Origin of the sequence: Actinoplanes sp. NPDC023801, from assembly GCF_040639655.1 — a bacterium.
Taxonomy (GTDB): domain Bacteria; phylum Actinomycetota; class Actinomycetes; order Mycobacteriales; family Micromonosporaceae; genus Actinoplanes.
Window position 1 is genome coordinate 328727 of sequence record NZ_JBFAAI010000003.1, and the last position, 23436, is coordinate 352162.

A 23436-nucleotide genomic window follows, 5' to 3' on the forward strand; every position below is an offset into this window, starting at 1 on the left:
CGGATCAGGGGCCGGTGGTCAGGTAGGCCACCTGGCTGCCGCTGTTCACCGTTGCACCGCTGTTGTTGATGACGCGGTTGATCGTGCCGGTGCCGCCCAGTGACACAGTCACCATGCTGGTGAACCGGACGCCCGGCTTGTTCGGCACCTCGAAGGCGCGTTCGTTGACCACCGACGGGTTGACGTTGAAGTAGGCGTACGAGCCGAGACCCCATGCCTGGTGGTTGTTGACCGCGTCGGCGACCTTGTAGGCGGCCCAGCCCCGGGTGGAGCCGTTCATGTAGGCGGCTTGGTTCGGCGGGTCGTACGGCATCTCGTTCTGGTAGAAGTACGTGCGCCCGTTCTCGCCGTTCCAGATGGTCTGGTACTTCTGGTAGTGCTCGACGAACAGGCCGTAGAAGGTCATGTCGTCGCCGTTGACGATCAGGCCGGTGTCCGCCGTGTTGATGTTCCAGCCGACGGTTCCGCCGTTGCCGTGGTCGGCTCGCCAGATCCAGGTGTGGTCGCCGATCACGTCGTCGCTGTTGACCTGCAGGCTGACGGTGGCCTTGCCGGCGATGGAGCCGCCGATGCGGAAGAACACGTCGTGCAGCGAGGTCGGGTTCGCCGAGTGGTCCGTCGACGAGCCGTTCGGGCCGACCTCCATGAGCACCGGCGAGTTGGTGGTTCCGGCGTCGAACATGATGCCGGCGACCTTGACGCCGTCGACGTCGGCGACCCGCATCGGCACGATGCCGTTCTGCGGCACGAACGTGGCCAGGCCGAGGCCGAGCACGACGGTGTCGGCGCGGTTGATGTTGATGGTCTGGTTGATGTTGTACGTGCCAGGCGTGACCAGCAGGTGGCGGCCGGAGGCGAGCGCCGTGTTGATGTTGGCGGCGGTGTCACCGGGCCGGACGATGTAGAACCGGCTCAGCGAGATGGACTCACCGGCGGGGCTGCCACTGGCCCAGGTGATGCCGCTGGTGTTGCGGCGCAGCGCGGGCACGAAGACGCGGTACGCGCCGGCGGCGTCGACGTACAGGTACGGCTTCTCCCGTACGACCGGGGATTGTCCGACGTTGGTGTAGGGCGGGTTGGGGAAGCTGGTGGCCGGGGCGCCCTGCACACCGACGAAGACCTGGTTCCAGTTCTTGCCGGTCCACGAGCCGATCTGCGAGTTGCGGGTGATCCACTGCTGCTGGGAGCCGGAGTCGATCTGCCCGTCGATCTTGGTGTCGGACATCCAGCCGCCGGACGACCAGCCGCCGTCGGACAGGGCCAGATTCCCACGGACATGCATGCGCCGGTACGGGGCGGCCTGCGACACCGACCAGCGGTCGAGCCCGCCGGTCGGGTTGACGGCCAGGCCCTCCGCCGCGCGCCAGAAGTTCTGCGTCGCGTTCTGGGAACCGTCCGGCCACCAGTCGGCCTCGACGTGCACCCGGCCGTTGATCGTGGTCTGGCCGGGGACCAGGCCGAGTCCGGCGACCTGGGTGAAGAAGCCGACGTTCGCGTCAACGCTGTAGCTGCCCGGCTTGAACAGCAGCGCGAACCGCTGGGTGCCGAACTGATTGGTGACCTGCTGGTTGAACACCTGGTTGAGCCGGTTCTGGATGGTCGACGCCGCCATCGAGGGGTCGAACACCGACACGTTCGGGCCCAGGTCCGGGTTGGTCACCGGGGTGTCGTTCGGCGGGGTGGTAGGCGGTGTGGCCGGCGGGGTCGTGGTGCCGCCGGACAGCGTCCACCGCTGGTTGGCGGATCCGGCGCACGACCAGATCTGCAGGCGGGAGCCGTCGGCGGTGCCGTTGTTCTGCACGTCCAGGCACTTGCCGCTGGCCTGGTTCACCAGGGCGCCGGAGGCGTTGAGCGTCCATTTCTGCGTGGTGACCGCGTCGTAGCAGGTCCAAAGGTGGGTGAGGGAGCCGTCGGCGGTGCCGTTGTTCTGCACGTCGAGGCACTTGCCCTGGGACTGCACCTGGCCGTTGTCGGCGAGCGTCCACCGCTGGCTGGCCACCGTGCTGTAGCAGGTCCAGATGTGGATGGCGGTGCCGTCGGCGGTGGAGTTGCCGGCGACGTCGAGGCACTTGCCGCTGCCCGCGCCGACAAGCGATCCGGCGCTGGCGGCCGAGGCGGTGGTGACACCGAGGATGCCGAGACCGGTGACCACGGCGGTGGACGTGACGACGGCGAGGAGGCGGCGCCGGCCGGGACGACGGCGATCGGGGGTGGGCGGGATGCCGGTAGATGGCATGGGGGACTCCCTGTGGGGACAACGGAACGTGGCGGACTTCGTGCCCGGCCGACGTAACGCAGATGGAACACTCACGGCTTATGCATGTCAATGCGGCGATTGAGGTACGGCAGCATATGCGCTGGTCGTAACCGGTTCCGGATCTGTTACATTGTTACATTTAGATGGAACGGAAGGCAGGGAACCACGTGAAGAAGCGCGCGACGGTACGGCAGATCGCGGCCGAGACCGGTCTGTCGATCGCGACGGTGTCCCGCGTCCTCAACGGTCAGGACAACGTCGCGCCGCGGACCCGGGAACTGGTCCTGCACGCCGCCGGCCGGCTCGGTCACGACGGGTCCCCGCGGCGAGCGGCGGCCGGTGCCGTGTTCGTGCGCTGCCCGTACCTGCTGGATGACTATTTCGGTCCGATGGTCTCGTCGATCGTGGAGACCATCGAGCTGCACGGCCTGACCGCCGTCATCAACGCGGGCACCGCCGCGCGACGGCCGGGCGTCCTGACCGGTCTGCCCGGGACGGCGGGCCTCGCGGGCGGGGTGCTCATCCTGCCGCCGGAGGAACCCGAGGAGCTGGCGCGGCTGCGTGACCAGCGGTTTCCCTTCGTCGTGCTGGACCCGCGGACCAGTCCGCCGCGCGACATCGTGGCCGTGTCGAGCGCGCACGTGACCGGGGCCCGCCTGGTGATGGCTCATCTCGTGGAACTGGGCCACCGGCAGGTGGGCATCATCGCGGGCCCCCGGGAGTGGCTGGTCACGACGTCGCGGACGGCCGGTTACGTGGCGGCGCTCGCCGACGCCGGGGTGCTGCCGGCCCCCGAACTGATCCGGTTCGTGAACGAGCCCAGCGTGCAGAACGGCTACCGGGCCGCCTGCGAACTGCTCGACCGGGCGGCCCGGCCCACCGCGCTGGCCTGCTTCAACGACAAGACCGCGGTGGGCGCGTTGCGGGCCGCCCGCGAACGGGGTCTGCGCGTGCCCCAGGACCTGGCGATCGCCGGTTTCGACGACGCCGACATCGGTCAGGCCACCCATCCGATGCTCACCACGGTCCACCAGCCGCTGGCGGAGATGGGCCGGATGGCGGTGACCATGCTGGTGCGCATGCTGAAGGGCCACGACCTGGATGCCCGCCACGTCGAGCTGGGCACGGACCTGGTCGTCCGCGACTCCACCGGCCCGGCGCCGGCTAACGAACCTGCTCGGCCTTGAACTGCATCCGCGGCGCGGCGTAGAACTCCTGGGCCTGCACCAGCCGGAGCTCACGTTCCCCGGACCGGTAGGTCATCTCGATCAGATCGAAAACGCTTGAGGCGGTACGTTCCAGAGCCACCGCCGCGTCCTTCGTGGCGACGTAGTGAGCGGTGAACAGGGCAGCCGTGACATCGCCGGAACCGTTGGCCTTGAACGGCAGATGCGGGGTGCTGACGATCCAGGCGCCGGCCGGGTCGACGACCAGCATCTCGATCGTGCCCTCCGCCCGGTCCGGCCGCTCCACACTGGTGACCAGCACCGTCGACGGCCCCATGGCCCGCGCCAGGTCTGCCGACTCCAGCGTCGACTCGAGGCTGCCCGGCTCGGTACCGGTCAGGAAGCCCAGCTCGAACTGGTTCGGCGTGATGATGTCGGCGACCGGCACGACCCGGTCCCGCAGCAGGACGGGGATCTCGGGAGCCACGAAGCACCCCGACTTGGCGTTGCCCATGACCGGATCGCAGGCGTACACCGCCGCGGGGTTCGCGGCCTTCACCCGGCGCACCGCGTCGATGATGACGTCGGCGATGCCGGCCCCACCCTGATACCCGGACAGCACGGCGTCGATCTGCGGGAAGACACCGCGCTCCTCGACACCGGTCAGGATCTCGGCGACGTCGGACGGCGGGATGAGCGGCCCGCGCCAGGCACCGTAGCCCGTGTGGTTGGAGAAGTTGACGGTGTAGACCGGGACGACCTCGACACCGATGCGCTGCAGCGGGAACACGGCCGCGGAGTTACCGACGTGACCGTGCGCGACCGCCGACTGGATGGACAGAACCTTCATACCGTCAGCCTAGAGACCCCGCTCGTCCCGCTCGCACGAGTGCTGTCCGAACCGAAGCACGTACGATCGTGCGGTGAGTGATCCGGCGCCCGGCCTGAACGCGGAGCAACTCGGTGCGTACTTCGCTCTGATCGAGGTCAGCAGCCTTCTTCAGTACGCGGTCGACGAGCATCTGCGCTCCGACGGTGACCTCAGCTTCGTGCAGTTCCAGATCCTGGCCCGGCTGGTCGACGCCCCGGAGGGCAGGCTGCGGATGACCGACCTGGCCGACGGCGTGGTGTACAGCCGGAGCGGGCTCACCTATCAGGCCGGACTGCTCGACAAGCGCGGCCTGATCACCCGGTCGCCGTCGCCGGACGACGAGCGCAGCGTCATGGTGACGATCACCGGCGCCGGCCGGGCGCTGGTCGCGCGGGTGCTGCCCGGGCACGTCGACCGGGTCCAGGAGCTGCTGTTCGCGCCGATGACCGGCACGGATCTCGGCGCACTCAGCACCGTTCTGCAGCGGGTCCGCGACCACATGCGCGCCGTCCCGCCCCGGTCGGCCAGACCCCGCGCCGGGCGCAGAAGATCCGGCTGAGCCCGAGCCGGCAGAACCGCCTGTCTCCGCCCTCCCGTTCCCGCAACGCCTGATCAGTCAGCCGGACCGAGTGTCGGGCGGCTCACACCGCATTCCACTTGCTTCGAATTCGAAGCGAGCTATGGTTCAGGAGTGCTCCGAATTCGAAGCACTTGGCGAAGAAGAGGCGAGGGCAAGCCATGAAGGCGATCCGATTCCATGAGTACGGCGACCCGGCCGTCCTGCGCCACGAGGACATCGACCAGCCCGTCCCCGGCACCGGGCAGGTGCTGCTGCGGGTCGCGGCGACGTCGTTCAACGGTGTCGACGGCAACATCCGCGCGGGTTTCATGCGGGGCCCGATTCCGGTGACGCTGCCGCACACCCCGGGCATCGACGTGTCCGGCACGGTCGTCGAGCTCGGTGCGGGCGTGACCGGCCTCGAGATCGGCGATCGGGTCGTCGGCTTCCTGCCGATGACCGGTGCCGGCGCCGCCGCCGAATACGTCGTCGCCCCGGCCGGCATCCTGGCACCGGCACCCACCGGCATCGACCTGGCCGACGCCGCCGCGCTGCCGACCGCCGGCCTCACCGCGTGGCAGGCGTTGTTCGACCACGCGAAACTCACCAGCGGGCAGCGGGTGCTGATCAACGGAGCGGGTGGAGCGGTCGGCGGTCACGCCGTCCAGCTGGCCAAGAACGCCGGGGCGTACGTGATCGCCGTGACGAGCGCGCGCACCGCCGACCGCGCCCGGGCCGCGGGCGCCGACGAGGTCACCGAGCACGCCACGACCGGCCCGGTCGACGTGGTACTCAACCTCGCCCCCGTCCAGCCGGACCGGCTGGCGGCTCTGCTCGACCTGATCCGCCCGGGTGGCGTGCTCGTCAACACCACGGTGTGGATGCCCGCCCCCAGCGACGAGCAGCGCGGCGTACGCGGCATCGACCTGTTCGTCCGCAGCGACGCCGGCCGGCTGTCGCACCTGGTATCGCTCGTCGACTCCGGTCAACTGCGGGTCGAGGTCGCCCAGCGGGTCCCGCTCGCGGAGCTCCCGGCGGTCCACGCCCAGGCCGCGGCCGGCACGCTGCCGGGCAAGACCGTCATTGTCGTGTGACGGGAGCTGCCGGGTCGGCCGCCGGCCGACCCGGTGCCCGGTGGCGCGGGCCTCACCCCACTGTTCGGCGTACCGTGTCATCGCCGCGCGTGCCGGCCGGCCGGCTCACCTGCTCCTGCAGGACCGCTGCCGCCTGTCCGGCGCGTCCGGCCTCCGCCCGGAACGTCTCGGCCGCCGCGCCGTCGCCCGACGCCTCCGACTGCCTCACCAGCTCCTCGAGGATCATGGCTTTCTCCTGCAGGGCGCTGACCGCGGTCCAGATCGCCTCCTCGGCGTTCTCGTTGCGGGCGGCGAGCAGCGACTGCGGCGAGTACGAGTGGCCGACGTGACAGACGTAGTGGGCGGCGAGACCGCTGCGTACCACGTACATCCCGCCGAGACAGTCCGGGCAGCCCAGCGCGACGGGCTCCCCGCGGTCGGGGACGTCCGAGGTGCCGTACGCGATCATGTCGGTCTCCCAGATCAGAGGGTCCGGTGGCCGGCTCTCGTCGGTGATCGGCTTGCCGGCCATCTCGGCGACGGCCTCCCCGAGGTCGTACGCCGTCATCGTCGCCGCGTCCGGGACGACCCGTAACGCGGCCTTCGGCATGCCGGGGAACCGGGCCTCCGACGGATCCTGCACCAGCGGCACCCCACCTTCGGCAGCGATCGCGGCCAGGCCCGCCGATCCGTCGTCCAGACTGCCCGACAGCACCACGCCGATGGCCCGCGGACCGCACCACCGGGCGACCGACCGGAACAGCGCGTCCACGGCCGGGCGCACCCGGTTCTGTCGCGGACCGCTGCTGAGCCGCAGCGCATCACTCTCGTCGACGAGCAGATGCCGGTCCGGCACCGCCACGTGGACACGGCCCGGCTCCAGCCGGGCGCCGTCGACGGCGGCAAGCACCGGGAGCGCACAGGACGATGCCAGGGACTCCGCGAGCGAGGTCCGTGCCCCGGGCGCCACGTGCAGGGGCCACCAGGACCACGGCCGGCAGGTCGGCCGGCAACCGCGCCAGCATCTGGGCCAGCGGCTTGTGGGAGCCCGCCGATCCGCCGATCACCACCACGTCGCGACGCATCATCTCCGTCCGCCTCTCCTCATCGCGCCGCTTTCCCGCTCCGGATCCCGGCAAACGCCCGCGGTCCGGCGACCGCAGCGGTCGTCGCCGGGATTCCCGGGCGGATCAGCCGGTCACGGGCGTCCCGGACAGGGCCCTCCCCCGACACGCGCCGGGTCGCCACGCCCGCATCTCCGCGAATGGATAGGGTCGGACATGAAGGCCTTCAGCAGCGAGGGACACAACCGGCACACCCCCGACGGGAGCCCTCCGTGACGTCCGACTTCCCCCCGGCTGCGCGCCTGCACATCGACCCCGTTGGGACCACCGCGGACGGCTCCGTCCAGGTCACCCTCACCGGCGAGCTCGACAGTGAGGAGACCGAACTCCTGCGAGCCGCTGTCGTCGACGCGGTGCGGCGTCATGCGCCCGCGCCGATCCGCATCGATGCGGCCGGGCTGACGTTCATCGATTCCGGTGGCATCCGCGCTCTGCTCATCGCCCGCCGGATCGCCGAACGGGCCGGCTCGCGGTTCTCGATGCCGCGCGTGCACCCCAACGTCCTCCGGGTGCTGGAGATCACCGGTCTGCTGGCTGTCCTCTGCGTCGGCGACCATGCCGGCAGCCCTCCGGAGGCCGCCCGGCAGGCTCAGCAGGACGCCTGGTGAGATAAACCGCCGCGCGGGGTACGACTCGGATGTCGATGCTGGTGAGCCACCATCCGTTGTGGCAACGTGGCGGAGACCCTTGAGTCAGCAACACGGGGCCGGCCGATCACCGGCCGGTCTGTTCACACCCGGGCGACACGACGTGCCGGACTTCGAGAGGGGTGTATGCCGTGTTGTCCGACGAGCGGGTGCGGGCGGTGATGGACACCGGGCTGGATGCTGCCGGTGAACCGGTGTTCGACCGGATCGCCGGGCTGGTACGCAACCTGCTCGGCGTGCCGGTCGCGCTGGTGTCGCTCCTCGACGATCAGCGGCAGTTCTTTCCCGGCGCTGCCGGGCTGAGCGAGCCGTGGGCGACGATCCGGCAGACCCCGCTGACTCACGCCATCTGCCAGCACGTGACCATGGCCCAGGGGCCGCTGGTGATCACCGATGCCCGCGCCGACCATCGGTGCAGCGGGAATCCGGCGATCGACGAGTTGGACATCGCCGGGTACGCGGGGATGCCGTTGACCGACGCCGAGGGCACCGTCCTGGGCGCGTTGTGCGCCATCGACCACGAGCCACGATCATGGACCGACGCGGAACTGTCACTGCTGGCCGACATGGCGCTGGCCTGCTCGGACAGTCTGCGACTGAGGATCGCCACCCGGCACGCCGAGGCCGGCCGGGCTGTCGCCGCCGCCGCGAGCCACCAGGCGCAACGGGCGTCCCAGCGCAGTGAACTGCTGCTCAAGGCCAGTGAACTGCTGGCCAAGACACGCACCATCGAGCAGATCGTGACCGTGCTCGCCCGCCTGACCTCGCCGGCGTTCGCGCCGGCCCACGTCGGGATGGTTCTGCTCGACGCCGAGCAACGCCTCCAGGTCTACGGCACCGAACCGCTGCCCGCGGACGTCGCCGAGCGGTGGCCCAGTTTCCCGGCTTCGGCACCGCTCCCGGCGGCGGAGGTGTTCCGTACCGGGCAGCTTCTGGCCCTGCCGGATCCGGCAGCCATCGGCGAGAGCTATCCCCAGCTCGCCGACGAGATGGCCGCCCTGAACTGGCAGGCCATCGCCGCTGCTCCCGTGCCGGGTGTCCGGGGGCCTCTCGGGGCGCTCACCTTCTCCTGGAACCATCCGCACGAGCTGGACGCCGACCAGCGCAGCGTCATGGTGACCATCGCCGGTTACGTCGGACAGGCCCTGCAGCGCGTCGCTCACCTGCAGGAACAGAACACCGCCGCCCGTACCCTGCAACAGGCCCTGCTGACCCGGCTCCCGGTCATGGCGACCGCGCGGCTGGCCGCCCGCTACCTGCCCGCCCACCACGGAGATCTCGTCGGTGGCGACTGGTACGACGCCGTCCCGCTCCCGGACGGCCGGCTGGCGCTGGTCATCGGCGACGTCTCCGGCCACAACCTCACCGCCGCCGCGGCCATGAGCGAACTGCGCAGCATGCTGCGCGGCATGCTCATCGACCGGGCGGAGACACCGGCCGCCGTGCTGCAACGCCTCGATCACGCCAATCACGCCCTCGGCGCACACACCATCGCCACCGTGCTGCTCGCCTACCTCGATCACGAGACCGACGGCAGCCACACCGTGACCTGGTCCAACGCCGGGCACCCGCCACCGAGCGTCGTGACCGCCGACGGACACGTCCGCGCCCTGCCGGGCACCGACCCGCTGCTCGGTGCCCGGCACCGGCGATCACGGACCACCCACCAGCACCGCTTGCCGCCCGGTGCCAGTCTGATCCTGCACACCGACGGGCTCATCGAAACCCGCGACGCCACCATCGACGACGGCTTCGACGGTCTGCACCGGCTGCTCGCCGACTCCCCGCAAACAGACCCGGACACCCTCGCCGACCTGCTCGTCGTCCACGCCGATGCCCGCCCCCGGGAGGACGACGTCGCCCTGATCATCGCCACCACCGCACCGGCCGACGTCGCCGAGGGCTCCCGGACCCGGACGGATCGCAACATCAGCGCATAGCCGGCGGCTTCCGGGGTGATCGACCGGTCACCGGCGTTCAGTCCGGCAGGCCTCGCCGGGACATCGTCGCCCACACGATCTTCCCGCCGTACGCGGGAAGCGTGCCCCAGCGGCAGGCCAAGGTCTTCACCAGCAGCAGTCCGCGCAGGTCGTCCGGATCGCCGGAAGCCGGCGGCGGCTGCACCGGCACGGCGTCGCTGCCGTCACGGACGGCGACGATCAGGTAGCGGCGGCCCAGGGTGAGCTGGAAATCGATCAACGTCCGGGCGTGCACGACCGCGTTGGTCACCAGCTCACTCGCCACGACACTCGCCGGGCCGACCAGTTGCGGCAGCTCCCAGCGCAGGCAACCTTCGGTGACCAGTTCACGGGCGCGCCGGGCGGCTCCGGAGGCCGGCAGCAGCGTGTCCCGGATGACAGACGTCTGCTGCCGGATCTCCGCGTTCAGCGCCTCCGGGACCGATGCGTGCACGGCCAGCCGCCCGTACCCGCTGGTGAACATCTCTGCCATGGCGGGATCGGGTGCGGCCAGCAGCAGCGGGACACCCGGCCACAAAGAGGCCTGACGCGTGGCGGCCAGAAAGACCGCCAACGCGGCGGGTTCGGTCACCACCGTCGCGGCGAGGTCCACCACCACCGCGTCGGGCTGCTCCACCAGGCACTTGAACAGGGCGGTCCGCACCAGCGGGGCCGAGGCCAGCGAAAGCTGCCCCCGGACGTGCACCAGCAGACGTGTTCCCACCGGCTCGACGTCGCACTGGACAGCATCCATACCGCCATTGTCCCCCGGCGCTCCGGCCGGGCGTGGACAAGTCCGGCCGCTCCGCGACGTCGAGGACGAGGATTCGCCGTGATTTCTGCCGGTATCGGGGTATCCGCCCGCGGCCAGACCATCACGTCACGGAAGAGACGTTGCCATGAACCTCGACTTCCTCCGCCCGCTCGTCGCACACCCCGGATCGTGGGTGTCGGTATATCTGGACGCCACCCGCGCCGGCGAGAACGCCGACCACGAGGTGGCGCTGCGATGGCGAGCGCTCCGCGAACAACTGACCGGGCAGGGCGCGGACAGCGCCACCCTCGACGCCGTGGAGGCCGCCGTCCAGAACCATCCGTATCAGCCGGGCCGGTACGGGCTGGCCGTCTTCGCCCGGGACGGCGAGGTCGCCATGCTGGAGACGCTGCCGGCTCCCCCGCCCGCCGACGAGGCCAGCCTGAGCGCGCTGCCGCACCTCATGCCGCTGATCGCCCAGCGGGGCGAGGAGGTGCCGTACGTCCGGGTCCTCGCCGACCGCACCGGCGCCGACCTCGACGCCCTCGAGGTCGGCGGGGCGCCCCGGCACCGGCAGGTGACCGGCGGCGCCACGTTCCCGCTGCGCAAGGTTCACGCCGGTGGCTGGTCACACCGTCGTTTCCAGCAGGCGGTCGAGGAGTCGTGGAAGCGCAACGCCGGCGATGTGGCCGCCGCGGCGGCCGATCTCGCCGACCAGGTCGGTGCGGAGGTCATCGTCGTCGGTGGCGACGTCCGGGCCGTGCAGACCTTCGCCGGCCGGCTGCCCAAGCGGTGGCAGGACCGGCTGGTGCAGACCGACGCCGGGTCACGGCACGCGGGCGCCGACGAGTCCCCGCTGGACGACGTGACCATCCAGGCCGTGGCCGAGATCGCCGACCGGCACACCCGCGAGGCCGTCGACCGGTATCGGGCACAACAGTCCGACGGCACCGCGAGCAGCGGCCTCACCGACGTGGTGACCCGCCTGCAGCGCGGTCAGGCCGACACCGTGCTGCTCGCCCACGACCCGTCCTCGACCGACAAGCTGTGGATCTCCCCTGACGACCCGGCGCTGATCTCCGTCGACGACCATGTGCTGCGCGAGGCCGGCGTGCGGGAACCGCAGCGGGTGCGGGCCGACGCCGCGCTGGTGCGTGCCATCACCGGCACCGGAGCGAACCTCGTCCTCGTCGCCCCCGGAGAGGTGACGCTGGAACACGGCATCGGCGCCGTGCTGCGTTACGCGGACGCCAGCACCGCGGCGCGGTAATCGTTGCGTGCCGGCCGGCGTGGACGGCCGGCACGGCTGCTCCCGCGCAATCTGACCGGCGACGCCGGAAGCTCAGGATCTTCTCGAGTTCTGAACGCTCTCCACCAGGGCGGCGGCCACGTCACGTAGCTTGCGGTTCGAGTCCTGCGACAGCTTCACCAGGATCTTGAACGCCTCCTCCGCGCTGCATCCCCGCCCGCCCATCAGGATCCCCTTGGCCTGCTCGATCACCGCCCGGCTCTGCATCGCCGAATGCAGGTGCTGCGCCAGGCTCACGTTGGCGTCGTGCAGGTGCGCGTTGGCCAGTGCGACAGCGGCGTAACCGGAATAGGCCTGCGCCAGCGCCATCGCCTCCTCGGTCAGGGCCCGGGCCTCGGTGGCGTACACGTTCAGCGCACCGGTGACATCGGCGTGCACCGGCAGGCCGATCGACAACGAGCTCCCGATCCCGGCCTCCAGGGCCCGACCGGCGAACTCCGGCCAGCGGGTCTCCTGAGCCATGTCGGGCAGCGAGAACGTGGCGGCCGCGGCGGCGGCGTCCAGGCAAGGCCCGTACCCCGCCCGGTACTGCGCTTCGTCCAGGACCAGCGCGGTCTGCCCGGTGAACGCCGCGGTGTGCACGCCGGCGTCGCGGACCAGCGTCACCGACACCTCGGCAGCGCCCGGAACGGTACGCTTCGCCAGCGCCGCGATCCGCTCGAGGACGCCGCCCAGGTCGGTCTCGCCGAGCTTGATGCGGCCGAGCTCCGCGAAAGCCGCCGTGGGATCGGCAGGACGGTCATCGGTCACTGCGTACCTCCTGAGCGGTCAGGTGGGAGCGGGGTCGGGGCGCCGCGGTCATCGCTGTTCCGCCAGTAGTCCCCGCGCGGTCCGGCTCAGGGTCGTACCCGTGTCGGCGGCACGGGCCCGCAGGAGACGATAGCCCTCCTCGGCCGTGCAGTTCTCCCGTGCGATCGTCACACCGATCGCACGCTGGATGGTCGCGCGGACCGCGTGCGCCTCGGTGAGCCCGATGACCAACTCGCGGGAGCCGTCATCGAGGACCTCCGGACCGGACTCGGCGTTCCCGTCCTGGGCCTCGAACACGGACAGGACGGCCTTGATCAGGGCGCCCATCGTGGCGTGATCGCGACCGTAGAGGTTCAGCGCGGCAAGCGTCGAACCACTTCCGGCGAACAGCGGGATGGACAGCGACGCCCGCAACCCCAGCGCGAAGGCCTGCTCCCGGAATCCGGGCCACCGCATGGCGCTCCCGATGTCCGGCACGGCGATCGGGGCACCCGTGTCGACGCTGTCGAGGCAGGGGCCGGCGTCACTGTTGTACTGCGCCTCGTCGACGGTGCGCGCCAGATCGCTGCTGGCGGCCACGGTCGCGTAGCCGTCGCCGCGCAACGCGGTGATGGACGCGTAGTCGGCTGCGTTCACCCGGTCGACCGTCAGCAGGGCGACCGTGACCAGTTGTGTCTCCACCCCGGCGGCATCGTCCGGGGTGTCGGCGAGCTCGATGAGGCAGCGCACCAGAGGGCTCCACTCCCGGGGCGCGGACGCCCCGGACCGGCGCATCGTCATGTCGTGTCGTTCCTCCGTGAATATCGCACCCGACTACCCGGGCCGGGGCAGATCTATTCGCGCGGTCCCCGCCCGGGTCCTGGAAGGTCCGCCCCGGGCCTAGAAGGTGTGGTGATAGAGGGAACAGCCGCGGCAGACCTCCGGCGGATCGTCGCCGGCCAGACGCCGCCGGAAGTCGCGGTATGCCGCACCGCGCCAGATCTCCGGGAAACCGGCCTCGTTCAGGTCGCCGAGCGACACCCGGTCGTCTCCCATCACCATGCAGCACGGCTGAACCACTCCGGCGCTGGTGATGTAGGCGGCGTCCCACGGCCAGGTGCAGCCACCACCGCCCTGGTCGTTGAACCGGGGCAGCCGCAGCCGCACGTTCTCCCCGGCCGCGACCAGGCGCGCCTCGGCGAACGCGGCCTCGGCCCGCGCCAGGTCGTCGCCCGTCCACAACGCCTGGCCGGCGGTGAAGGTGCGGATCTCGTCATAGCGGCCGGCCGGGTCGGTGTCGTCGAAGCTGTGCGACAGGTTCTGCACCCGCAACTCGTCGACCCCGATCCGGCTCAGCAACCGGACCAGGGCGGGCAGCTCGGCGACGTTGTCGCGCATCGCCACGAAGACCACCCGGATCCACGGGGTCGCGCTCCCGGCCGCCCGCTTCTCCTGAACCAGACCGGCCAGATTGGCGATCACGGTGTCGAAGTCCGCGCCGTCGCGGATCGCCTCGTAGGCGCCCGCGGTGGCACCGTCGAGCGACACGTGCAACCAGTCCACCCGGCTGGCCACCAGTTCCACGGCACGGCGCCGGTTCAGCAGCGTCGCGTTCGTGTTGAACCCGACCCGGATGCCGCGTCGTACCGCCGCCTCGATCATCTCCGGCAGGTAGGGCGACAGCAGTGGCTCGCCGAGCCCCTGAAGGGTGAGCTGCCGCAGCGGGACGTCCTCGACCAGGCGGTGGTAGAGCTCCGGCGCCATCGCCCCGGCCAGCTTGTTGACCGGTGGACGGTATCGGACCAGGCACATCGTGCAGCGCAGGTTGCACGCGGAGGTCACCTCCAACTGGAGGTGAGCGGGCAGCGGAGGATCCAGCTCGACCGGCATCCGGCGGGTATGCCCGATCCGATCCACCGAAAACCACATTCGCCGGTACGGACGGGACGGCACGGCTGATCCGTCGTCACGACAGTCCGGGGCCGGTGACCGGCTCCTGCTTCTCCTCCTGGGCGATCTGCAGCGCCTGCTTGGCGCACACCTCCGCCTCAGCGTCGTTCCCGAGATCACGGTGGATGTCGGCGAGCGTCCGGAGAACCTCCCCCTCGCTCGTCCGGTAGCCGGCCTGTTGTGCCAGTTCGAGTGCTCGTGCGGCATGGCCGAGCGCGGCTTCGGCGCTGCCCAGGGCGCGCATGGCACCGGCCAGCCCCGCGTACGCCTCCAGCTCCTGGAACAGCGCCTCGATCGGTTCGACGGCGGCCAGGGCCCGCTCGTGACAGTCCCTGGCCCGCGGTGCGTCACCGAGTGCCAGGTGCGCTCGCCCGAGTGTGTTGAGCAGCGCCGGTGCCTGACGCCGGCGGTCGGTCTGCTCGACCAGTTCGAGCGCCGTCGTCGCCTGTTCGACGGCCTCGCGGTGCCGGCCCGCGCCGCAGTGCAGGCGCGCCAGCAGATCCATGGTGGCCGAGGTGCCGTCGGCGTCGCCGGCCTCGCGGTAGATGTCCAGCGAACGGGTGGCGACGGGGACCGCCTCCTCGTGCCGTTCGAGTACCGACAACGCCAGAGCGAGACCGCTGAGGGCCATCGCCTGACCGCTCAGCGAGTCCGTTTCCCGATACAGCGACAACGCTTCCTCGAAGTGGTGGACCGCCTGCCGGGCACGGCCGAGCCGGGCGCTCACCTGCCCCAGCGCGCAGAGCGTGGTGGCCAGGCCGGGCCGGCGCCCCAGCCGCCGGTCGATGGCCGCCGCCGGGTGGAGCGCGTCCAGGGCGGAGCGCAGATCGCCGGCGGTCGCCCGGGCGAGACCCAGGTTGCTCAGCGCGGTGGCCTGACCGGCCTCCCATCCGGCCCGGCGACTGCATTCCAGGGCGGCCCGGTACTGCTCGGCGGCCTGCCCGCACCGGCCCCGGCTGTAGTGGGCGAAGCCGAGGGCGAGGCGGGCCGCGGCCTCACCGCGCAGGTCACCGTGCGCCGTCGCCGCCGCCACCCCGGACTCGGCGGTGTACAGCCAGTCCGTCGTGTGGCCCCGCAGCCAGAAGTACCCGCGCAGTACGTCAGCCAGCAGCCAGGGGGTTCCGGGCCGGCCCGAGGCGGCCGACGCGGACACGGCGGCGACGAGGTTGGGACGCTCGTCGTCGAGCCAGGCGATCGCGGCGGCGTGGTTGCCGAAGCGCACCGGGGGCGGCGGCAACTCCTGGTCGGCGAGGCGCATCATGTGCGGATGCAGGACCTGTGCCGCCGCACGCGCCTGTTCCAGATACCAGTCGAACAGTGCACCGAGCGCCGCGTCGCGGACCTCGGGACTGTCTTCCGCCTCGGCGCGCTTCCGGGCGTACAGACGTAGGAGGTCATGGGAGGTGAACCGTCGCCGGCCGCTCTCATGGATCAGGTGAGCGGCCGCGAGTCCGGTGAGAAGCCGCGCCGCCCGGTCCGCGTCGATGCCGGCCATCCGGGCCATGGCAGCCGCGGGCACATCCGGTCCGGGGGCCAGGCCGACCAGCCGGAAGAGTTTGCGCATCTCGGCGGGCAGAGCCGTGTAGGAGGTGTCGAAAACGGTCTGCACCGCCTGCGAGTCACCGTCGACGCGCAGCGCGGCCAGCCGATCGCCGTCGTGGAGCTCCGCCGCGTACTCGGCAACCGAACGGTGCGGCTCGCTGTCGAGGTTCGCCGCGGCGATCCGCAGCGCCAGGGGCAGTGCGGCACATGCCTGCACCAGGCGCTGCGTGGCCTGCGGGTCGCTGTCCATCCGCGACTCACCGAGAATCTGTCTCATCAGCTCGTACGCCTCGGCCGGCCCCAGCGGATCGAGGGCGAGCCGGCGCGCGCCGTGGCTGGCCACCAGCCCGGTCAAGCGGTCGCGGCTGGTGACGAGTACCACGCAGCCGGACGTGCCGGGCAGCAACGGCCGCACCTGTTCGGCGGATTCCGCGTTGTCCAGCATCAGCAGCACCTGCCGGCCGGCGAGCAGCGACCGGAACAGCCGGGCCGCGTCGTCCAACTCGAACGGCGTCTCCTCGGCGCTGACACCCAGCGCCCGGATCATCGTGGCGAGTGCTTCGACGGGCCGCATCGACGGGCCTTGCGCGTGGCCCCGGAGATTGACGTGCAGCTGACCGTCCGGGAACTGGTCGGCCACCCGATGCGCCCAGTGCACGGCGAGGGCGGTCTTGCCGACGCCCGCCGTCCCGGTGACCGCGATGACCTGCACCCCTCGGCGCCTCTGCCGGCCTTCGGTGAACAGCTTGTCCAGGGCGGCGATCTCGTTCGTACGGCCGGAGAAGTCGACGAGGTCGGCGGGCAGTTCGGCCGGGCGAGTGGGTACGGCCGGCGGGCGGGTGGCGGGTGGTGCCGTCGCGGCGTCCCGTTCGGGCGGTGCCGGTACGCCGGTGGCCGCGGGCGGCGGTTCCGGGGCGGGCGCCGCCGGCGGCGCGTCGATGCCCGGTGACCGGCGGAGGACGGCTTCGTGGAGCTTGCCCAGTTCCGGGCCGGGGTCGAGGCCCAGTTCGTCGCGCAGCCGCTCGGCATACCGCTGGTAGGCGGACAGTGCGTCGGCCTGCCGGCCCGACCGGTAGAGAGCCAGCATCAACTGGTGGACGAAGCGTTCCCGGAACGGGTGCTCCTCGGCGAGCGCGGTCACCTCGTCCACGATGTGCGTGTGCCGGCCCAGGTCGAGTTCGAGCCCGAGGCACTCCTCCACCGCGGACAGCCGGTGTTCCTCCCAGCGGGCCGCGGCCGCATCGATCATGCCGCCCCCGACGCCGGCGAACGCCGGGCCGCGCCACTGGCCGAGGGCCGAGCGCAGCAGTCGCAGGGCGGAGGGCCGGTCGCCGGCGCGCATCGCCGCGCGGGCCGCGACGACCTGGCGTTCGTACACCGTCAGGTCGAGGGTGTGGTCGCTCAGCCGCAGCAGGTAGCCGCTGCCCTCGGTGACGAGCACGTCGTCCGGCCGGGCCACCGCGACGGCCCAGGTGCGGCGTAGCTCGGACACCCGGTTGCGCACCTGGGTCCCGGCGGTGGCCGGTGGGTTGTCGTCCCACACCGCCTTGATGAGCTGATCCAGCGGTACGAGCCGGTCGTGGTTCAGCAGGAGGACGGCGAGGATCCGCTGTTCCCGGGGGCCTCGAAGGGGAAGTGGACCGCTGTTGCCGTGGACCTGCAACGGCCCGAGGACCCGGAACTCCACTGTGCGGCCACTCCTCGTTCGGGTCCGCCACCCCCGTGGTGACGAAGCGGTGATCAAACGATGACGGTCGAAATTACCTTACCGGTGTGGTTCGGCAATGAGCATGATCCAGCGACCGATACGGCCTCCTGAAATGAGTGATGAATGCCTCATCACTCCGCCGTACCACACGGCCGGCCGTTCGGTCCCGACCAGTACTCGGGAGAATCAAATGCACTTCGACCCCGGCGCCGGCATCCGTGCGATGCGGCTCACACAACAGGGTCTCGACTCCGCGTCCCCGAAGGCGCCGACCGTCGCGGACCGGACCGAACCGCGGAAGAAGGCGGTCGCGGTGTCCCGGAAACCGGCCGGCTTCTGGTTCCGGATCCTGCAGGTGCTGCGTCCCGCGAGATAGCGGCGCCGCACCGGGAGAACCGGATCACCTTCCACTGGGCCATCGCACCGGCCACCTTCGATGCAATTTGGTCTCACTAATGATCGACTCGCAATCGCCGGTCTCTGTTCGTCGATTCACGGGGGTAAGCAGACAGTGGTAAATCATGTCTCCATACCGTCTTCCGGAGTCCTGACCTCCGACAATCTCCAGCGCCCGCACTGGCGAGCCCTGCTGGCACTCGTCCGGCCGCATCAGTGGTCGAAGAACCTGATCGCGGTCCCGCTGGCCCTGCTCGGCAACCCTGTTCTCCCGCTGAGCGGCTACCTGCGGCTGGCCTGGATCACCTGCCTCTTCATCCTGGCGTCCGCGCTGGTCTACGTGCTCAACGACTACGCCGACCGGCACCGGGACAGATCCCATCCGGTCAAGCGGAACCGCCCGATCGCCTCAGGGGAGATCTCCCCCGTCGAGGCGGTGATCGTGGCGACGACGCTCGCCGCCGCTCTGCTGGCGCTCACCGTTCTCGGCCCCTGGTGGGCCGCCTGGCCCGCGTACCTCTATCTGGCGCTCAATCTCGCCTATTCGTGCGGCCTCAAGCATGTTCCGCTCCTCGATGTGCTGATTGTTTCCTGCGGATTCGTTCTGCGCGCTGTCGCGGGATGTGTCGTCCTGTCGATCGAGTTGTCCGGCTGGCTGGCGCTGACCGTCTTCGCCGGCAGCATCCTGCTCAGCCTCGGAAAGCGCAGGCACGAGATGATCCAGGCCAGCGGCGAAGGTCACCGTCCCGCGCTCGGCGCGTATTCGGTTCAGCTTCTCGACAATCTCATCCTGCTGAATTCCGCAATTGTTCTCATGGCCACGATGACGCTGTTCTACACCGATCTCTCCTCGCAGTACGGACGGGCCGCCATGATGTTCTCGGCTCCGTTCGCGGTTCTGCTGATCTTCCGCTACCTGCAGGTCCTCTTCGTTTCCGGTGGCGGTTCGGAGCCGGCCCGGCTGCTGGTCCGGGACCGGCCGATCGTCGGGACCGCGCTGTTGTGGGCGGTGACCCTGATCGGGCTGCGCATCACCGAATGGGCTGACGTGCAATGGATGGCGTGACGCACGGCCAGGGGCGTCGAGCCGCCGATTCCGGCGGCACGGTTCTCCCGTCGAGGTTCAAGTCCCTGCTGACGGTGGTCAGGTGGACGTTGAACATCGTGGCGATCGTCTGCATCGGGCTCTTCCTCATCGAGCATCGCGCGGCGATCCGCCAGGCGGCCGCGGCGTTCGAGACGCGGACGATCGGGGCCGCCCTGATGACGATCCTCATCGGTCTTCTGCCCGGGGCCTGGGCCTGGCAGCGGCTCTGCAGCCACCGGCTGCCCGGCGTCACCGCACTGAACGGGGTCCTCGTCCACCTGCGCTCAGGGGTGGGGAAGTACACCCCGGGCGGAGTTCTCACCTTCGTCATCCAGCAACGGCTGCTCGGCGGGCACGGCGCCACTCCCACCATGCTGATCCAGATCTTCGCGGGGGCCGCCCTGGCCGCGTGTCTCTCGGCGGGCCTGCTGAGTCTGCCGGCGGCCGGCGCCCTCGTGGAACCGGGAGGCGACGAGCGCTGGACAGTGCTGTGCTCCGTGCTGGCCGTCCTGGCCCTGGCCGGCGCGTACCGGGCACGGTCGTTGCTCGCCCGGATCTGGTCGAGGATCGGGCTTCCGCCGCCGGTGCCGTTCCTCGTCGCCACGCTTCTCTTCGCCGGAGCGGCCGGGCTGACGGGGCTGCATCTGGCCGTTCTCGGCGCCCACACCGGAGGCGGCACTCTCTTCCTCGTCTCCGCCTATGCCCTGTCCACGATCGCCGGGCTCGTCTTCGCCGTACTGCCGGGGGCGGTCGGAGCGCGCGACGGCGCACTCCTAGCCATCCTCGCCACGCGGCTCACACCGGCGGACGCCGCCATGGTGGCGCTGCTCAGCCGGGCGCTGATCCTGGCGGGCGACGTGATCGGCGCGGCCCTGGCAGCCCTGGTCTCCCATCTCACCCGGCCCACGCAGCAGCTCGAGAGGGCAATGTCATGACGTCCGAAAACTTCGACGTGACGGTCGTACTGAACTATTACGCTCCCTACGTCTCGGGATTGACCGAAACCGCCCGCATCGTCGCCGAAGGGCTGGCGAAGCGGGGCTGGCGGGTCGCGGTCGTGACCACCCAGCACGAGGCGGACCTCCCGCGTCAGGAAGTGCTCGAGGGGGTGCACGTCTTCCGGGCGCCCGTGATGTTCCGCATCGGGCGGGGCCCGGTCAGCCCAGGCTTCCTGCCTCTGGTCCGGCGGATCGCGGCCCGGTCCAGGAGTCTGCACCTGCACCTGCCGATGCTGGAGTCCGCTCCCATCACCTGGCTGGCGCCGGCCATCCCGATCGTGTCGACCCACCACATCGACCTGTGGCTCAAGCCGACACTGATCAACCGGCTCCAGATCCGGGGCGTCAACCTCTCCGTCCGCAACGCCATCCGTAACAGCACCCATGTCGTCGTGAACAGTGAGGATCAGGCACGCCACTCGCTCCTGTGGCCGGAGGTCGCCGCGGGTGCGTGGTCCGCTGTTCCGGCGCCCTGCCTGGACCCGCGCGGCGGCGCTCCGGCGTTCCGTGACGGACCCGGCCATCATGTGGGCTTCATGGGGCGGATCGTGCCGGACAAGGGCATCGAGTACCTCATCCAAGCCTTCCAGCGCGTCGCCGAACCACACGATCGGCTCCTGCTCGCCGGCGAGTACGACGCCGTCGCCGGCGGGAGCAACATCGAGGAACTGCGCCGGCTGGCCGCCGGGGACGACCGCATCGTCTTCCTGGGGCTCCTCGACCGGGCCGGCACCAGCGACTTCTACGCCTCCATCGACACCTTCGCCCTGACCTCGGTGGCCGAGTCCTTCGGCATCGTCCAGGCCGAGGCCATGATCTGCGGAGTGCCGGTGGTCGGTTCCAACCTGCCCGGCGGCCGGGTGCCCGTCCTGCAGACCGGATTCGGGCGCCTGACCGAGCCCCGGGACGTGGACGGCATCGCGGCAGCTCTCGTGGAGCTGCGTGACTTCCCCGCCGAGGAGAAGCGCCGTCTCGCTGAGGTGGCTCATCGGCTCTACAGCGCGGACGGCTGCATCGACGGATACGAGAACATCTTCCGCTCACTTCTGAACGGACGATCCGCGCGACCGGACCGCCAGGCCGGCGATCGCGTCCCCGGCCAGAAGAAGCAGATCGAAGGACGGTAGGAATGCACATCGCAATCACCGGCGGCGCGGGCGTCCTGGGCCGCAACCTCATTCAGCGCCTGATCACCGAAGGGCACAGCGTTACGAGCCTCGACCTGACGTTCGTCCCGCAACTCACGAATTACCGGCAGATCATCGGTGACATCCGCAACCCGGGCGACGTCCGTTCGGCGATCACCGGGGCGGATGTGGTGATCCATGCCGCCGCGGCCCTGCCCAGCTACAAACCGCAGCAGATCCGTTCGATCTCGGTCGAGGGGACGCGTACGGTGATGGCCGCCTGCCACGCGGCGCGTATCAAGCGCGTCGTCCACGTCTCGTCGTCGGCCGTCTACGGCCTTCCCGACATCGTCCCCACACCCGAGGAACATCCGCGGGAACGCGTCGACCCGTACAACTGCGCCAAGATCGACGCCGAGCTGATCTGCGAGGACTACCGCGACAAGGGCATGTGTGTCCCCATCCTGCGGCCGAAGACATTCCTCGGCCCGCACCGGCTCGGCATCTTCTCGATGCTCTTCGAGTGGGCCGACGAGGGTCATCACTTCCCGCTGATGGGCGGCGGTCACTTCCGCAGCCAGATGCTCGACGTCGACGACCTCGTCGAGGTGGTCAACACGGTCCTGAACCTGCCGGACGCGACGGTGAACTCGGAGTTCAACGTGGCCGCTACCGACTTCACCACCCTGCACGACGACTTCCAGGCCGTTCTGGACGCCGCGGGCCACGGCAAGCGGGTCATCGCCCTTCCGGCGAAACCCGCGATCGGCGCTCTGCGCATGCTCGAGGTGCTGGGTATCTCGCCCGTCTACAAGCGGCTGATCTACAAGTTGAGCCGGGATGCCTACGTCAGCACCGCCCGGGCCGGGAGCGTGCTGGGCTTCGCGCCGAAGTACTCGAACCAGGACGCGATCCTCCGGACGTTCCACTGGTGGCGGCAGCAGAAGTCGTCGGAACAGGCTGTGGTCAAGGCCGGGCGAACCAGTCGTGAGCCCTGGCGGCAGGGTGTCCTCGGCATGGCCAAGGCGGTGTTCTGATGGTTGTCACCGAGACGGTTGTCCAGGAGGACGTCCCCTCCGCCGGCCGCCGGAGTTCGCGGGTGCCGGCCGTCGTACTCGCCACAGCGGCACTCTGGTTCGTCTTCGCGGTCCTGCAGGAACTGCTGACCGGCAAGGTCTGGTTCTGGGTGCTGCCGGGGCTGGCGCCGCCCATCGTGTTCGCCGTCGTCCCGGCCCTTCTCCTGCTGGCGGCGATTCCCCTCAAACGTTTCCGGGCACCGGTCCTGGCGCTCGTCATCGCCTCCTTCCTCGTCAACATCCCCTCGTCGGGCATCAACTACTCGGCTCTGCTGCCGGCCGACCGGCCGGCAGCAGAGGGCAGCCGGGTGCGCGTCGTACAGATGAACACGGATTATTGGGGTCAGTTGCGGGAAGGAACGCTGACCGATCGCCGCGACAAGGAGTCCATGCTGAGGTATCTCCGTGCCCTGGACGCCGATGTCTATCTGCTGCAGGAACACATGACACGCGACGGGGACCTGGCACTGCCGGTGACGGACCTGTCGGATGTCGCCCGGGCGTTCCCGGAATACCGGGCCATCGCCGCCGGAACGCTTCTGACGCTGACCCGGCTGCCGGTGGTGGACCACAAGATCGTCAATCAGGAGACCGGGTCGGACCTGAACCTTCCCCCGCCGCCCTACGAGTTGATGGTGAACGTCCGGGTCGGGAACACCGTGCTGTCGACCTACAACATCCACATGCCGATCCAGATCATCATCGAGCAGAACTGGTTCACGCGTGACTTCTACCGGGAGATCGAACGGCGGCACGCCATCCGCAGCAATGAGTTCCGGATCCTGGCGAGGGATGTGGCCGCCAATCCGAATCCGCTCATCGTGGCCGGCGACTTCAACACGAGCCCGGCGATGGGTGACATTCGTGGCCTCCTGGACGTGACACGCGACGCGGCGAGTTCCAGCGGGCGGCTCTATCCGGCGACGTGGCGTGTCGGCGGGCAGCTGCCGATGCTGTGGCGCAACGATTGGTATCTGATTCGGAACAACATCACGGTCGACGAGTTCCGGAGCCTCGACCCCGAGGGCAATTCGGATCATCTGGTGCAGGCCGTGAATCTGTTGATCACCGAGAAGTGAAACTGTCGATCGATCAGTGTGAACGG

At 70.2% G+C, this 23436-nt stretch carries 20 protein-coding genes; 12 read left to right on the forward strand and 8 right to left on the reverse strand.

The features are described 5' to 3' along the window. Positions 1-4 precede the first annotated feature (4 nt). On the reverse strand, positions 5-2236 hold the full coding sequence (locus AB0G04_RS08600) for a ricin-type beta-trefoil lectin domain protein (protein WP_360978762.1): 2232 nt from the start codon (positions 2234-2236) through the stop codon (positions 5-7). A gap of 188 nt (positions 2237-2424) precedes the next feature. Here AB0G04_RS08600 and AB0G04_RS08605 point away from each other — a divergent pair, with 188 nt between their 5' ends. Continuing rightward, positions 2425-3444: a LacI family DNA-binding transcriptional regulator gene (locus tag AB0G04_RS08605; protein ID WP_360978765.1), complete on the forward strand. Its 1020-nt coding sequence runs from the start codon at positions 2425-2427 to the stop codon at positions 3442-3444. Here AB0G04_RS08605 and pdxY read toward each other — a convergent pair. Next, positions 3422-4273, reverse strand: coding sequence for a pyridoxal kinase PdxY (gene pdxY / locus AB0G04_RS08610; protein WP_360978768.1), 852 nt, complete (start codon positions 4271-4273; stop codon positions 3422-3424). The genes AB0G04_RS08605 and pdxY overlap by 23 nt on opposite strands. A 73-nt stretch (positions 4274-4346) precedes the next feature. On the opposite strand from pdxY, the gene AB0G04_RS08615 reads away from it, so the two are divergent. Next, positions 4347-4853, forward strand: a complete 507-nt coding sequence (locus AB0G04_RS08615) for a MarR family transcriptional regulator (RefSeq protein WP_360978771.1) — start codon at positions 4347-4349, stop codon at positions 4851-4853. Positions 4854-5032: 179 nt separating this feature from the next. Further along, the gene (locus tag AB0G04_RS08620) at positions 5033-5947 is read left to right on the forward strand and encodes an NADP-dependent oxidoreductase (RefSeq protein ID WP_360978774.1); all 915 of its coding nucleotides are present in this window, start codon (positions 5033-5035) and stop codon (positions 5945-5947) included. A gap of 52 nt (positions 5948-5999) precedes the next feature. On the opposite strand, the gene AB0G04_RS08625 is transcribed toward AB0G04_RS08620, so the two are convergent. After that, entirely contained in the window at positions 6000-6896 is an 897-nt protein-coding gene (locus AB0G04_RS08625) for a chemotaxis protein CheB (RefSeq protein WP_360978777.1), read from the reverse strand. A gap of 366 nt (positions 6897-7262) precedes the next feature. On the opposite strand from AB0G04_RS08625, the gene AB0G04_RS08630 reads away from it, so the two are divergent. Together AB0G04_RS08630 and AB0G04_RS08635 are read left to right on the forward strand one after the other, a co-directional pair. Then, on the forward strand, positions 7263-7658 hold the full coding sequence (locus tag AB0G04_RS08630) for an STAS domain-containing protein (protein WP_360978780.1): 396 nt from the start codon (positions 7263-7265) through the stop codon (positions 7656-7658). Between the two features lie 170 nt (positions 7659-7828). Further along, positions 7829-9637: a SpoIIE family protein phosphatase gene (locus tag AB0G04_RS08635; RefSeq protein WP_360978783.1), complete on the forward strand. Its 1809-nt coding sequence runs from the start codon at positions 7829-7831 to the stop codon at positions 9635-9637. Between the two features lie 37 nt (positions 9638-9674). Here the strand turns inward: AB0G04_RS08635 and AB0G04_RS08640 are convergent, their stop codons facing one another. After that, on the reverse strand, positions 9675-10409 hold the full coding sequence (locus tag AB0G04_RS08640; protein ID WP_360978786.1) for an STAS domain-containing protein: 735 nt from the start codon (positions 10407-10409) through the stop codon (positions 9675-9677). 145 nt (positions 10410-10554) lie between these two features. Between AB0G04_RS08640 and AB0G04_RS08645 the strand changes: the two genes are divergently transcribed. Beyond that, entirely contained in the window at positions 10555-11679 is a 1125-nt protein-coding gene (locus AB0G04_RS08645; protein ID WP_360978789.1) for a Vms1/Ankzf1 family peptidyl-tRNA hydrolase, read from the forward strand. Between the two features lie 72 nt (positions 11680-11751). Here AB0G04_RS08645 and AB0G04_RS08650 read toward each other — a convergent pair whose 3' ends face one another. The 4 genes from AB0G04_RS08650 to AB0G04_RS08665 all read right to left on the reverse strand — a co-directional run bounded on the left by AB0G04_RS08650 (position 11752) and on the right by AB0G04_RS08665 (position 17626). After that, positions 11752-12468 carry a GAF and ANTAR domain-containing protein gene (locus AB0G04_RS08650; protein WP_360978792.1) on the reverse strand — a complete coding sequence of 239 codons (717 nt, stop codon included), beginning with the start codon at positions 12466-12468 and terminating at the stop codon, positions 11752-11754. A gap of 48 nt (positions 12469-12516) precedes the next feature. Continuing rightward, on the reverse strand, positions 12517-13248 hold the full coding sequence (locus AB0G04_RS08655) for a GAF and ANTAR domain-containing protein (RefSeq protein ID WP_360978795.1): 732 nt from the start codon (positions 13246-13248) through the stop codon (positions 12517-12519). Positions 13249-13347: 99 nt separating this feature from the next. Beyond that, a complete protein-coding gene (locus tag AB0G04_RS08660; protein WP_360978798.1) occupies positions 13348-14337 on the reverse strand; it encodes a radical SAM protein in 990 nt (329 codons plus the stop codon). 76 nt (positions 14338-14413) lie between these two features. Next, on the reverse strand, positions 14414-17626 hold the full coding sequence (locus AB0G04_RS08665; RefSeq protein ID WP_360978802.1) for a BTAD domain-containing putative transcriptional regulator: 3213 nt from the start codon (positions 17624-17626) through the stop codon (positions 14414-14416). A gap of 211 nt (positions 17627-17837) precedes the next feature. On the opposite strand from AB0G04_RS08665, the gene AB0G04_RS08670 reads away from it, so the two are divergent. From AB0G04_RS08670 to AB0G04_RS08695, 6 genes are all read left to right on the forward strand, one after another. Then, entirely contained in the window at positions 17838-18023 is a 186-nt protein-coding gene (locus AB0G04_RS08670; protein ID WP_360978805.1) for a hypothetical protein, read from the forward strand. A gap of 135 nt (positions 18024-18158) precedes the next feature. After that, positions 18159-19109 (forward strand): UbiA prenyltransferase family protein, encoded by a 951-nt coding sequence (locus tag AB0G04_RS08675; protein ID WP_360978808.1) that lies wholly within the window; start codon positions 18159-18161, stop codon positions 19107-19109. Then, a complete protein-coding gene (locus tag AB0G04_RS08680) occupies positions 19106-20065 on the forward strand; it encodes a hypothetical protein (protein WP_360978811.1) in 960 nt (319 codons plus the stop codon). The genes AB0G04_RS08675 and AB0G04_RS08680 overlap by 4 nt, the downstream gene beginning before the upstream one ends. Beyond that, positions 20062-21255, forward strand: a complete 1194-nt coding sequence (locus AB0G04_RS08685; protein WP_360978814.1) for a glycosyltransferase family 4 protein — start codon at positions 20062-20064, stop codon at positions 21253-21255. Before AB0G04_RS08680 ends, AB0G04_RS08685 begins: the two co-directional genes overlap by 4 nt. 2 nt (positions 21256-21257) lie before the next feature. Continuing rightward, positions 21258-22292, forward strand: coding sequence for an NAD-dependent epimerase/dehydratase family protein (locus AB0G04_RS08690; RefSeq protein ID WP_360978817.1), 1035 nt, complete (start codon positions 21258-21260; stop codon positions 22290-22292). After that, positions 22292-23410 (forward strand): endonuclease/exonuclease/phosphatase family protein, encoded by a 1119-nt coding sequence (locus AB0G04_RS08695; RefSeq protein ID WP_360978820.1) that lies wholly within the window; start codon positions 22292-22294, stop codon positions 23408-23410. Before AB0G04_RS08690 ends, AB0G04_RS08695 begins: the two co-directional genes overlap by 1 nt. The last annotated feature ends 26 nt before the right edge of the window (positions 23411-23436 follow it).